This is a genomic window from Streptomyces sp. SID3212, assembly GCF_009865405.1.
Classification (GTDB): domain Bacteria; phylum Actinomycetota; class Actinomycetes; order Streptomycetales; family Streptomycetaceae; genus Streptomyces.
Genome location: NZ_WWJY01000998.1, coordinates 1 through 12,394 on the forward strand (window position 1 = coordinate 1; position 12,394 = coordinate 12,394).

A 12,394-nucleotide genomic window follows, 5' to 3' on the forward strand; every position below is an offset into this window, starting at 1 on the left:
GAGCCAGCGCCGTACCCAGGTCTGCGTACCGCAGTCGTGCACGACCACGCTCTCGCCGGAGCGCAGCGCGCGCCACAGCCCGGCGTAGTGGGTGACGCGGACCAGCGGGCGGTAGACCGCGTACGGCACGGCGCGGGGCAGCCGGCGCGCCCAGCGGTCCCTGGCGTCCTGGGAGTCGATGCCGCCGGCGGGCGCCGCCCTCCGTATCAACGTGGACTTGCCGCTGCCCGGCAGTCCTGAGACGACCACGACGTCCCCCGCCGCGAAGTGGAGCGTGCCCGGCACCCTGCCGTCCCGGCCGCGCAGATCGCGGACCACCGGCGCGGACCGCGCCGGGACGTCCCGGGCGCCCGTCACACCGGGCTGGACGGGCAGTCCGGACGACGGGACGCCCGCCACCCCCGGCACCCCTGTCGCGGCCACCCCTGTCGCTGTCACATACGCACCGGACCCCTGCGACGTCATCGCCGTCCCCCTGTCAGGTCAGACACCCCGGCCCTTGACTGGCCTCGACCCCTGCCAGACCCTTGCCCATAAAGTGTAAAGAATTGGTAATGCCGCGCAAGCCTTTCACGGGGCGTGGCGGGTCGTCGCCATGTTCAGGGACTCCCTCCCCCACGCGCCGGTGATGCGTGCGATGATGACGGCGCCAACTGCATACAGGCCGTTTGAATCCGCGCGGGAGAGTCCCGGTTCACCGTGTGCGCCGGGCGCCGAAGGAGCAAGTTCTCCCCTTGAATCTCTCAGGCCCCGTACCGCGTGGATGAGGCAGATCTGAAAAGCGGGCCGCCGTCGCGGTCCCACCCAAGGTGCAAGTCACGACCGTGAGCACGTACGGAGAGTCGTCCGTGGTTCCGTACGGTCGTGGTGAACCTCTCAGGTTCCGATGACAGATGGGGAGGGCCGTCCTCGTCGTCATGCCCTGGGAGTCACCACCATGAACTCTGCCCCGAGCAGCACCCCCCGCCTCACCGCCCTCGACGCGGTGCACCGCGCGCTGGGCGCGACCATGACCGACTTCGCGGGCTGGGACATGCCCCTGCGGTACGGCAGCGAGCGCGACGAACACCTCGCGGTCCGTACAAGGGCCGGTCTGTTCGACCTCTCGCACATGGGCGAGATCACCGTCACCGGACCGCAGGCGGCCCAGCTGCTGGACCACGCGCTGGTGGGCAACATCGGCGCGGTCGCCGTCGGCCGTGCCCGGTACACGATGATCTGCCAGGAGGACGGCGGCATCCTCGACGACCTGATCGTCTACCGCCTCGGCGAGGACGAGTACATGATCGTCGCCAACGCCTCGAACGCGCAGACGGTCCTGGACGCGCTGACCACCCGCGCGGCGGGCTTCGACGCGGAGGTACGGGACGACCGGGACGCGTACGCGCTGCTCGCGGTCCAGGGCCCGGAGTCCCCCGGCATCCTGCGGTCGCTCACGGACGCCGACCTGGACGGCCTGAAGTACTACGCGGGCCTGCCCGGCACGGTCGCGGGCGTCCCCGCGCTGATCGCCCGTACCGGTTACACGGGCGAGGACGGCTTTGAACTGTTCGTCGAGCCCGCGCACGCGGAGACGCTCTGGCGGGCGCTGACGGAGGCCGGCGCCCCGGTCGGCCTGGTGCCCTGCGGGCTGTCCTGCCGGGACACCCTCCGCCTGGAGGCGGGCATGCCCCTGTACGGCAACGAGCTGTCCACGGCCCTCACCCCCTTCGACGCGGGCCTGGGCCGGGTCGTCAAGTTCGACAAGACCTCCAACGGAGGCGACTTCGTCGGGCGCAAGGCCCTGGAGGCCGCCGCCGAGCGCGCCGCCGCCGCCCCTCCGCGCAAGCTGGTCGGCCTGGTCGCCGAGGGCCGCCGCGTCCCCCGCGCCGGGTACGCCGTGGTCGCGGGCGGGGAGGTCGTCGGCGAGGTCACCTCGGGCGCCCCCTCCCCCACCCTGGGGAAGCCGATCGCCATCGCGTACGTCGACGCCTCGCACGCCGAGCCGGGGACGGTGGGTGTCGGGGTCGACATCCGCGGGTCCCACGAGGCGTACGAGGTCGTGGCGCTCCCGTTCTACAAGCGCCGGAAGTGATACGGACGTCTCGGACGTCACAGTCCCGACAGCCCCGACAGCCCCGACAGCTCTGACAGCTCTGACAGCTCCGACAGTCCCGCGACGCCACGGCCCGGCCCGGCCCTGACCGGTCCGGTCCCTGGCCCCGATCCCTCCCCCGCGCGTCTCGATCCTCAAGACGCCCGTCCCGACCACTCCCCCTCGTACAGGAGAATTCAGCCCATGAGCAACCCCCAGCAGCTGCGCTACAGCAAGGAGCACGAGTGGCTGACGGCCGCCGAGGACGGTGTGTCGACCGTCGGCATCACCGAGTTCGCGGCCAATGCCCTCGGTGACGTCGTGTACGTCGAGCTCCCCGGCGTCGGTGCCACGGTCACCGCCGGTGAGACCTGCGGTGAGCTGGAGTCGACGAAGTCGGTCAGCGATCTGTACTCGCCGGTGAGCGGCGAGGTCACCGAGACCAACCAGGACGTCGTCGACGACCCCTCGCTGGTGAACTCGGCCCCCTTCGAGGGTGGCTGGCTGTTCAAGGTGCGCGTCGCGGAGGAGCCGGGCGACCTGCTCACCGCCGACGAGTACACGGAATTTTCCGGCAACTAGACACCCCAGGGACTGTGATGTCTTCGAAGTCGCTTCTGAACACCCCGCTCCACGAGCTCGACCCGGACGTCGCCGCCGCCGTCGACGCCGAGCTCCACCGTCAGCAGTCCACGCTCGAAATGATCGCCTCGGAGAACTTCGCTCCGGTCGCCGTCATGGAGGCCCAGGGCTCCGTCCTGACCAACAAGTACGCCGAGGGCTACCCCGGCCGCCGCTACTACGGCGGCTGCGAGCACGTCGACGTGATCGAGCAGATCGCGATCGACCGTGTGAAGGAGCTGTTCGGGGCCGAGCACGCCAACGTGCAGCCGCACTCCGGCGCGCAGGCGAACGCGGCGGCGATGTTCGCGCTGCTCTCCCCCGGCGACACGATCATGGGTCTCAACCTCGCCCACGGCGGGCACCTGACCCACGGCATGAAGATCAACTTCTCGGGCAAGCTCTACAACGTCGTCGCGTACCACGTCGACACCGAGACCGGTCAGGTCGACATGGCCGAGGTCGAGCGCCTCGCCAAGGAGTCCCGGCCGAAGCTGATCGTGGCCGGCTGGTCCGCGTACCCCCGCCAGCTGGACTTCGCGGCCTTCCGCCGCATCGCGGACGAGGTCGGCGCGTACCTGATGGTCGACATGGCGCACTTCGCCGGCCTGGTCGCCGCGGGCCTGCACCCGAACCCGGTGCCGCACGCCCACGTCGTCACCACGACCACGCACAAGACCCTCGGCGGCCCGCGCGGCGGAGTGATCCTCTCCACCCAGGAGCTGGCGAAGAAGATCAACTCGGCGGTCTTCCCCGGTCAGCAGGGCGGCCCGCTGGAGCACGTCATCGCGGGCAAGGCGGTCTCCTTCAAGGTGGCGGCCTCGGACGAGTTCAAGGAGCGCCAGCAGCGCACCCTGGACGGCGCCCGGATCCTCGCCGAGCGCCTGGTGCGGGCGGACGTCACCGAGCACGGTGTGTCCGTGCTGTCCGGCGGTACGGACGTGCACCTGGTCCTGGTCGACCTGCGGAACTCGGAGCTGGACGGCCAGCAGGCCGAGGACCGCCTCCACGGCATCGGCATCACGGTCAACCGCAACGCCGTCCCGAACGACCCGCGCCCCCCGATGGTCACCTCGGGCCTGCGAATCGGCACCCCGGCGCTCGCCACCCGCGGTTTCACCACCGAGGACTTCGCCGAGGTCGCGGAGATCATCGCCGCCGCCCTCAAGCCCGACTTCGACCGCGAGGCCCTGGCGGCGCGGGTCACCGCGCTGGCCGAGAAGCACCCGCTCTACCCCGGCCTGTAGGCACCGGGCCCCACCCGGGCCCTCCGCCATCACACCGGAACGTCATCGTCCGTACGGCTCTCCGTACGGCCCGCGTTCGTGAGGCACCGCGCACACTGGACCGTGGGCGCGGTGCCCCGCCCCCCGTACACCCGTGATCTCTGCACCACCCCGGCAGACAACGGCGTCTACCAACCAGCTAGGAGTCCCTCCCGTGGCCATCTCGGTCTTCGACCTCTTCTCGATCGGCATCGGCCCGTCCAGCTCCCACACGGTCGGCCCGATGCGCGCGGCGCGCATGTTCGCCCGCCGGCTCAAGAACGAGGGGCTCCTGGCGCACACCGCGCGGGTACGGGCGGAGCTGTACGGCTCCCTCGGCGCGACCGGCCACGGCCACGGCACCCCCAAGGCCGTCCTGCTCGGCCTGGAGGGGAACTCCCCCCGGACGGTCGACGTGGAGCGCGCGGACGCCGAGGCGGAACGTATCCGCACGGGCAAGCGCCTCAACCTGCTGGGCATGCACGAGATCGCCTTCGACGTGGACGAGGACCTGGTCCTGCACCGCCGCGAGGTCCTGCCGTACCACGCGAACGGCATGACCGTCCTCGCGTACGACGCGGACGGCGGCCTGCTCCTGGAGAAGACGTACTACTCGGTGGGCGGCGGCTTCGTCGTGGACGACGACGCGATCGGTGAGGACCGCATCAAGCTGGACGACACGGTCCTCACCCACCCCTTCCGCACCGGCGACGAGCTGCTGCGGCTGGCCGGCGAGACGGGCCTGTCGATCTCCGCGCTGATGATGGAGAACGAGAAGGCCTGGCGCACGGAGGACGAGATCAGGGCCGGGCTGCTGGAGATCTGGCGGGCCATGCAGGACTGCGTCACGCGCGGCATGTCCCGCGAGGGCATCCTGCCCGGTGGCCTCAAGGTCCGCAGGCGGGCCGCGAACACCGCGCGCCAGCTGCGCGCGGACGGCGACCCGCAGGCCCACGCGATGGAGTGGATCACGCTCTACGCGATGGCCGTGAACGAGGAGAACGCCGCCGGCGGCCGGGTCGTCACCGCCCCCACCAACGGCGCCGCGGGCATCATCCCGGCCGTCCTGCACTACTACATGAACTTCGCGGCCGGCGGCGCCACCGCGGCGGAGAAGGACGAGAGCGTCGTCCGCTTCCTCCTCTCCGCGGGCGCCATCGGCATGCTCTTCAAGGAGAACGCGTCCATCTCCGGCGCCGAGGTCGGCTGCCAGGGCGAGGTCGGCTCGGCCTGCTCGATGGCCGCGGGCGCCCTGGCCGAGGTCCTGGGCGGCAGCCCCGAACAGGTCGAGAACGCGGCCGAGATCGGCATGGAACACAACCTGGGCCTGACCTGCGACCCGGTCGGCGGCCTGGTCCAGATCCCGTGCATCGAACGCAACGGCATGGCGGCGGTGAAGGCCGTGACGGCGGCGAAGATGGCCCTGCGCGGCGACGGCAGGCACCAGGTCTCCCTGGACAAGGTCATCAAGACCATGAAGGAGACGGGCGCCGACATGTCCGTCAAGTACAAGGAAACGGCCCGCGGCGGCCTCGCGGTGAACATCATCGAGTGCTAGCCGGAATGGCCCTGACCAGCGCGTACGTGTCTTTCAGCGCTGTCAGGGCCTTCCCTGCTTGCACGGCGGAAAGTCCCTGGAAACGCCCTGGGACAGACGTGAAAGTCCCTGAAAAATCCCTGGGACGTCCCCGCTGTGCCTTGCTCTTGAGATGCTTTGCGCCCCCTCTGAGAGGCCATGCCGTCTCATCGTGAGGCACGCAGTTGGCCGCACGCGGCCATGTCACGAGACCTCCGCATGACAAGTTGTCGGATCTCATTCCAAATGCATCCGGCGCTGATCAGCACCGAGGAGACATCGACTCCGGCCTCTTGGAGAAGGCCGCGGGGGAAGCGGACGTTCTCTCCTGTGTTCCGTGCCTGCGGTTCCACCAGGACCGCAGAGTTGGGAACCCCGAGTTCAAGCGCTCGTTCCCGGTGGACGGCTTCGCCACGGGGCATGCGTTCGCGCGTCGTTAGGCTGGTCGCCCCCGTGAAGACGATCAGGGCACCATGCCACGCCGGTAGAAGTCCACCGCCGTATCGGCCACGCTCAGATCGTGGCTGCCGAGCCCGACCGCCACCGAGCACGGCCGCGGTTCGTGGTGCATCGGGTGGAAGTCCCACAGTCGGCGGGCGTCCGCCCATGCCTGCGTCGAAATCACTCCTCGTCCTCTCTGGCCTGTGCCGAGTCCGGGACCTTGAAGGCGTACTCCCACGCAAAGCGTGAGGCCGCGTGCACGCCGATGGCGAAATCCACCACTGTGCCATCCGCCGTGTAGGTCGTCCGGTGGAGCTTCACAACAGGCTCACCGCTCGGCAGGTGGAGGAGACGCATTCCTCCGGGGTGGAGGTCCGGGCTAACAGCTCCGACCTGATCCCCGTCCCGGCATTTCGCCTTGTCGTACCGCCCCGCGCCAAGCCGCTTGAGCGGACTCTGCTGACGCACCACGGTGCTGTGCCTGCGTGACGAGGTGACGAGTCCTTCCGCCTCCAGCGCCTGGTACGCCTGGTGAACGGTGGTTTTGGATACCTCGCCTCCGTCGACCAGCTCCCGGAGGTGCGGCAGCTGCTGCCCCGCTGCTTCTCTGAACGAGAAAACCCAGTTCAGATTTCGTCTGGCCTGGGTTTTTGCTGAGCCTCCTGTCGGATTCGAACCGACGACCTATGCGTTACAAGACCGTGAGCGATCATGTTGCGTGGTCCCTCGTTGTACTAGCTGGTGCTGTTCTGCCTCATCAGAGCACGTGCACCTTCTTTGCCTGTGCGGCCTCGTGTTACGTCGTCCAAAGGCATCCGGCCACCGCAGGTGCCTAGAAGAGCTACAGCACGGGTTGTATGTCTTCCACAGTGCCTTCAGCTGTCAGACCGCACGGAAGATCTCAGTGGGCGGCGCTGTGACCTGACCACTGAAGTCGTTGCCGTGATCGATGCCGACGATGTCCGCCGTATCGCGCTCTCCCTGCCGGAAACGGCGGAGAAGGAGGCGTGGGCGCATGCCAACGTTGCGGGCGGCGGGGAAGATGTTCGTCACGGTCCCCGACGATCAGTCGTCGTTCGCGGTGCGCTGCCCGCGGCACAAGCGCACGGAACTGATCGCGGCGGAACCGGAGAAGTTCTGGGTGCCGCCGCACGAAGCGAGTTCGGCGTGGGTACGGGTCGAGCTCGGCGCGCTGGAGGACGTAGACGAGCTCCGCGACATCCTCGTGGACTCCTGGAACAGGCGGCCCCCGACCGTCTGGTGGACCGCCTGGCGGATAGCTTCCGCCCCTGGCCGGCCTGGCGTCGCGTTACCCACAGGTCGTGTTGAGGGAAACCTCGTCCTCGGTCGGCTTGTAAGTGGCTTCGAAGTCCGGATTCGCTTTTGTCAGATTCTCGAACCGCACGCGGAACCGTTCGTACCACTCGTTTTGGAGGAACGTCTTAAGCGCTCCTTCCAGGGCCCGGCACCGTTCTGGCTGGTGCCGATTCTGTTCCAGGCTCATGTCCAGATCTTTTTCCTTGGCAATGCCGATTCCGTACAGCTGGATCTTCCCGACCTCGATGCCCGAGACCACTTCCATCGGAACTCCCCCGGCCTCGGTATACCCGTACAGGATGGGTATGTCCGTCCAGACCGCGTGGGAGTTTCCGGCGCGGACATCGTCCACGCATGCCTGGTAGTCGCTGAGATGGACGAAGTGGGCGTCTTTGTGAAGGTAATTGCCCTGTCCGGCCGTCGGATTGCTCTTCCCTTCCTCGGGTGCGGACGTCGAGCCCTTCACCGTGCAGATCTGCTTGCCCGCGGTGTCGTTCACCGTCCTTATCCTGTGGTCGCCCTTCTTGACGAGAAGCCCTTGCCTCGTCTTGAGATACGGACCGACGAAGTCCACGAGCTTTGCGCGTTCGGGGGTGATGGAGTAGGTCGCGATCACCAACTCGACCACCTCCTCCTGGAGTACTTTCTCGCGCTGTGCGGACGGGACGTCGTGATACTGAGGGGTGAAGTTGAGTTTCCTGCCGAGGTACGCGCTCAGTTCCGCCTCGAAGCCGACCCAGGTGTGGTCCGTGTACACGTTGAAGCCGGGCTGGTCCACTTTGGACCCGATGAAGACGTTCTTCGGAAAGAGCGGGTCGCCCCCGGAAGTGGTCGGGGACGGGTCGCCGCCGGGTGTTGTTGTGGGGGTGGCGGGGGAGATCGGCGCGTGCTTCGGTGTTCTGTCGGGCGAGCAGGCCGCGCTGCCCAGCGCGGCTACGGTCAATGCTAAGAGGCAGAGTCGGGACAGCGTCTTCATCGTTCCTCCAGAGATGGCCACGTTCTCTTCGGGGCCCGTTATCCGTGGATGACAGCGTGAGCAGGAGCGATCCTGATCCTGCACGCCGGATTGCTGTCGATCTCGGCTTCGAGAACGACTCTGTTACGACGATCGCCGATCGGGATCCGTACTTCGTCCGCGATGGGTACGCGCACCCCGCCCGCTCCGAGGCCGGCGCCGGACAACCGAAGCTCGGCGGTGAGCACGCAGTCCTCGCCGGTGTGACCGTCGAGATCGACCGCTCCCAGACGCAGGTCCAGGATCCGCCGGGCTTGCGGCAGCGCCACGGTGATGGTGAAGGTGGTCCCTGGGCGGGTCGTCAACCTTTCGTTGGTCTCGTCCAGGCGAACCGTCTCGGTCACATTGACGGGTCGGCGGTTTTTCCACGCGGACCCCCACCACACCACCGCAGTCAGGACCACGACCAGGGCGATGGTCATGGCCACGGCCGTGTTCAGCGTCAGGCGGGAGTAGTGCTGCACCAACGCCCCCAGCAGAACCCCGCCGATACCGACGCTGACGGTGCTGTAGAGGGTCCGGTCCTCCGGCGTGTCCCAGTTGACGAGGAGCAGGGAGGTGAGGCAGAAGCAGCAGGTGACGAGAAGGCCGAGAAAGAGCCACACGGGAGCGAATCGTGAGCCCGGTGCGAGGGCCAAAGAGACAAAGCTGTCGTGGAGAGCAGCGGGCGGGGCGTCGGAGGGCGCGTGTGCTGGTGACGTGGTGGGGCTTCCGCGCCGGAAGCGCAGCGTCATGAACCCTCCCGAAGGGGGTAGGGACGCGTCGCGTTGACGCGCCGGGCCAGGGCGTCGAACGGCTGGAGGCGGTTCCGTGCGTGGTTCCGGTACGCGAAGAACGAGGGCACCGGCCACCAGGTTCCCGCCCGGACGCCTTGGTGCACAGAGGTGGAGCGCTGTCGACCCGCCGGTTCTGACCGGGGCGGGAGTGATGCCGAAACGGTAGCGGCTTCCTCAGCCGCCGTCAGCCTGGTTCCAGGGTCTCGCGGAGCCTTCCGGACGTCTGTTCCGTGGTCGGTGGGCGGCCGTTGTCACAGGTGGCGTTACCGATCTTGCGCACGATACGGAACCCCTTTCGCCAGGGCCATGACGACCCCGTCTCCCGCAACCCCGTTTCCAGGTGCCGACGGCAACAGTGTCACCGTCCCATCCAAGGGGTGGTGGACGCGGGCATTCCACCAATGGGGACCGGTAGTCGTCCGAGTCCGGCCCGCGTCCCGGCGGGGCGGGGGGGCAGACTCGGTGCGACGGCATCCGTACGTCAGATGTCCCGGAAGATCTCGATCTGGGCGCCCACCGAGTTGAGGCGCTCCGCCAGGTCCTCGTAACCGCGGTTGATGACATAGACGTTGCGCAGGACGGACGTGCCCTCCGCCGCCATCATCGCCAGCAGCACCACCACCGCGGGCCGCAGGGCCGGGGGGCACATCATCTCGGCGGCTCGCCAGCGGGTGGGGCCCTCGACCAGGACCCGGTGCGGGTCGAGGAGTTGGAGTCGGCCGCCCAGGCGGTTGAGGTCCGTAAGGTAGATCGCGCGGTTGTCGTACGCCCAGTCGTGGATCAGCGTCTTGCCCTGGGCCACCGCCGCGATCGCCGCGAAGAACGGCACGTTGTCGATGTTCAGGCCGGGGAACGGCATCGGGTGGATCTTGTCGATCGGCGCCTCCAGCTTGGAGGGCCGTACGGTCAGGCCGACCAAGCGCGTACGGCGTTTCTGGTGGGCCTTGTATGCCTTGTACCAAAGGTTCGCGAACGCCTACGAGCGAACGACGTGCATCCACTCGGGCTGGCGGATCTCCAGGTTCGCGGCCGACTCCCCCAGAGTCGAGATGAACTTCGATGTGCCATGAGCCCCCGCCCGGTGCCCAAGCTCATGGGCGCGCCAGGGGATTCCACCCTCGGGCGTGTCCACGCGGCCTGGCCGGGGGGGCGGGGGCGGTCGCGGCCTCACGCGGCAGGGAGAGCAGACGCGGGTCGGACCTCGGCGGCGACGATTTGGCTGGCCCCAACCAGCGTGCAGCCGCTCCATGCCTGCGGGCGCCATCCTCCAGCAGGGCGCGGACGTGCCGGCGGACCTTGGCGCAGGACCCGGGCTGGACGAGTCCAAGACCCGGTCACTGGCGCGTGCGTGGCCGACGTCCGGGAGACTTTCGTGCGGTGGCTCGTGGCGGTTCGGGGGCAAATGGTTATTGCGGTGTCCACCGCTGGGAGGGTCGGGTCAGCGTTTGACGCGGTTGCGGATGGCGAGGACCGCGAGTCCGAGGAGGACGGGTTCGGTGACGCGGGAGATCATCTCGATGTAGGTGCCAGCGGTCGTGGGGCCCTGGCCGGAAGACCGGAACACGACCGAGTTGAGGGTGACACCCAGGGCTTTGTCGAATCGTTTGCCGCTGAATCTGTCGCCGGTGGGGTTCTGGGCATCGTCGGATCGGCTGAGGGCAGAAGCTCAACCCAGAAGGGTGACCGGACGGCGTTCGAGTCGGCCAGGCCCACAACGTGGGCAATTTGGTCCAGATCGAAGGTGTCGCTGTTCTCGTCGACCTGTTGGTCTGCGGCGAGGACGGCGCATGTAGGGCGGGCGGTGGGGCTCAGGTCCTGATTGAGAAGGGTGACGGCGTCGACCAAGACGGCGTAGGGATGTCGGCGGTAGACGCGGATGATGAACCTCTCCTTCGGCGGAGGCGGCCCGCAGTGTTCGGGCCGCCATGTTGTGAAAACGCCGGGCGCGCGGATCTGTTTCAGACCTGTGGGGTTCAGCGCCCCCCGGCCGACCGCCCCTGGAGAGCCGTCGAAGTGCCGCCGCCGTGTGGCGGCCGCACGGCGCCCAGTCGGTGCCGGCCGAGGGTGGACCACTTTCACCTGCGAGTGGGCCGGCCTTACGCGCCCGCGCCCTCACTCTTCGTACGGGGCCTCCCAGCGAGAGTCCTCCGAGTCGGCGGCCTCTGCCTCAGCTATCTGCTCGGCAATCTCCCTACGGATGGCCACCGTGTCCGCAGGCGACCACCCCGAGCCGCTCCCGAAAGGCAGCACACGGTCGTGGGGCTGGTGCAGCTCCTCGCTTTCCAGACTGCGGCGACAGGCGCGGCACTTCCACGGACGGCGCAAGGTGATCCACTGTCTGAGCCCGCACGAGGGGCACAACGCGAAGTACGCACTGGGCCCGTGAGCGGCGGCCCAACTGGCGTAGCCTGACCGGCTGCGAGCCACGTTGATGTCGCCGTGGGTGCGTTCCGCGACCCAGCCAAGGAGGACCATCTCGCCACCGGGCCACGCGCACGCGCAGGGGCCGTCGCAACGGCAGGCGCGCGCCTTGCCCAGCTCGACGGCCTTTTCCTTGCGGGGGGTGGCTGGCCCCTTGACCTCAAGCCATGTCCCGATCTCGGGCAGCCAGAAGTCCGGCAGGTAATGCGCCTCTGACGGCAAGGTGATTTGCTCGGGCTCGTACTGCCAGAGGATGCTTTGGGTGTCGAGGGTGCGGGCCCAGTCGGCTTCAAGCCGAGAGCGGAAGGTGGTGCCGCTGTACACCGTCGGTACGGCTTCGATGGGCTGGCCGTCTTCGGGGAGGTCCGTCACGGCGTCTCCGTTCTGGGTCAGTTTTGCGCCGCCGCGCGGTTTGACCGCTAACCTCGCGCTTTGATGGAGCGGGCTGTCCGACGGGTTGTCACATAGGCGAGAAGTAGTTCCTCTGGACATCAAGAATATGGCTTCTCTAGGTCCTTGGCCATCACCGAGCTCACCTTCGCCCATGGCGAACCGCTCCGCCGCGGATAGCCCTAACTCCTCGCGATATTGCTGCCGTTCAGCATTCGGCCCGCCCTCGTGTACACACCTCGCGCCTCGGCTTTAACGCAGCGGACAACTACCGTTAGCCGCTACGGCATCACAAGTCCTACCTCAGCAACGCCCTCTCTATCTCAAGAATCCGGTTCGTCCAACTCGCCCTTTCTCTGGAATCTCGTCCTGTCATCGCCCCACACGACAGGAGTCGACATGCAGCTCAAGGGCATAGTGCGACAGGGCGCCGACATGTCCGTCAAGTACAAGGAAACGGCCCGCGGCGGCCTCGCGGTGAACATCATCGAGTGCTAG

At 68.0% G+C, this 12,394-nt stretch carries 7 protein-coding genes, 6 pseudogenes and 1 riboswitch; of the genes and pseudogenes, 5 read left to right on the forward strand and 8 right to left on the reverse strand.

From position 1 onward, the window contains the following. Positions 1–465, reverse strand: a pseudogene (locus GT042_RS29550) (ATP-binding protein); the annotation flags it as partial. 204 nt (positions 466–669) lie between these two features. After that, a riboswitch (glycine riboswitch) is annotated at positions 670–768 on the forward strand. 169 nt (positions 769–937) lie between these two features. Between GT042_RS29550 and gcvT the strand changes: the two are divergent. From gcvT to GT042_RS29570, 4 genes are all read left to right on the forward strand, one after another. Next, positions 938–2,074: a glycine cleavage system aminomethyltransferase GcvT gene (gcvT, locus tag GT042_RS29555; RefSeq protein ID WP_161311764.1), complete on the forward strand. Its 1,137-nt coding sequence runs from the start codon at positions 938–940 to the stop codon at positions 2,072–2,074. A 204-nt stretch (positions 2,075–2,278) separates the two neighbouring features. Then, the gene (gene gcvH, locus GT042_RS29560; protein ID WP_161311765.1) at positions 2,279–2,656 is read left to right on the forward strand and encodes a glycine cleavage system protein GcvH; all 378 of its coding nucleotides are present in this window, start codon (positions 2,279–2,281) and stop codon (positions 2,654–2,656) included. Between the two features lie 17 nt (positions 2,657–2,673). Then, entirely contained in the window at positions 2,674–3,942 is a 1,269-nt protein-coding gene (gene glyA / locus GT042_RS29565; protein WP_161311766.1) for a serine hydroxymethyltransferase, read from the forward strand. Between the two features lie 193 nt (positions 3,943–4,135). Further along, positions 4,136–5,518: an L-serine ammonia-lyase gene (locus tag GT042_RS29570; RefSeq protein ID WP_161311767.1), complete on the forward strand. Its 1,383-nt coding sequence runs from the start codon at positions 4,136–4,138 to the stop codon at positions 5,516–5,518. 278 nt (positions 5,519–5,796) lie between these two features. Here the strand turns inward: GT042_RS29570 and GT042_RS29575 are convergent. Together GT042_RS29575 and GT042_RS29580 are read right to left on the reverse strand one after the other, a co-directional pair. Then, positions 5,797–6,161 (reverse strand): annotated as a pseudogene (locus GT042_RS29575) (YdcF family protein); the annotation flags it as partial. Next, positions 6,158–6,574 (reverse strand): annotated as a pseudogene (locus GT042_RS29580) (GntR family transcriptional regulator); the annotation flags it as partial. The pseudogenes GT042_RS29575 and GT042_RS29580, both read right to left, overlap by 4 nt. Positions 6,575–6,919: 345 nt before the next feature. Between GT042_RS29580 and GT042_RS29585 the strand changes: the two are divergent. Then, a pseudogene (locus tag GT042_RS29585) lies at positions 6,920–7,220 on the forward strand (MmcQ/YjbR family DNA-binding protein); the annotation flags it as partial. A gap of 66 nt (positions 7,221–7,286) precedes the next feature. Here GT042_RS29585 and GT042_RS29590 read toward each other — a convergent pair. From GT042_RS29590 to GT042_RS29610, 5 genes and pseudogenes are all read right to left on the reverse strand, one after another. Next, entirely contained in the window at positions 7,287–8,270 is a 984-nt protein-coding gene (locus GT042_RS29590) for a transporter substrate-binding domain-containing protein (RefSeq protein WP_161311769.1), read from the reverse strand. Positions 8,271–8,308: 38 nt separating this feature from the next. Next, the gene (locus GT042_RS29595; RefSeq protein ID WP_161311770.1) at positions 8,309–8,914 is read right to left on the reverse strand and encodes a hypothetical protein; all 606 of its coding nucleotides are present in this window, start codon (positions 8,912–8,914) and stop codon (positions 8,309–8,311) included. 652 nt (positions 8,915–9,566) lie between these two features. Then, positions 9,567–10,013 (reverse strand): annotated as a pseudogene (locus GT042_RS29600) (UDP-N-acetylglucosamine 1-carboxyvinyltransferase); the annotation flags it as partial. Between the two features lie 510 nt (positions 10,014–10,523). Further along, a pseudogene (locus GT042_RS29605) lies at positions 10,524–10,721 on the reverse strand (hypothetical protein); the annotation flags it as partial. A 476-nt stretch (positions 10,722–11,197) separates the two neighbouring features. Beyond that, positions 11,198–11,878 carry a hypothetical protein gene (locus tag GT042_RS29610; protein WP_161311771.1) on the reverse strand — a complete coding sequence of 227 codons (681 nt, stop codon included), beginning with the start codon at positions 11,876–11,878 and terminating at the stop codon, positions 11,198–11,200. Between the last annotated feature and the right edge of the window lie 516 nt (positions 11,879–12,394).

Bases quoted from the DNA above. Each gene is read 5' to 3' on its own strand.
- gcvT (WP_161311764.1), top strand. From the start codon at position 938: ATGAACTCTGCCCCGAGCAGCACCCCCCGCCTCACCGCCCTCGACGCG.
- gcvH (WP_161311765.1), top strand. From the start codon at position 2,279: ATGAGCAACCCCCAGCAGCTGCGCTACAGCAAGGAGCACGAGTGGCTG.
- glyA (WP_161311766.1), top strand. From the start codon at position 2,674: ATGTCTTCGAAGTCGCTTCTGAACACCCCGCTCCACGAGCTCGACCCG.
- GT042_RS29590 (WP_161311769.1), bottom strand. From the start codon at position 8,270: ATGAAGACGCTGTCCCGACTCTGCCTCTTAGCATTGACCGTAGCCGCG.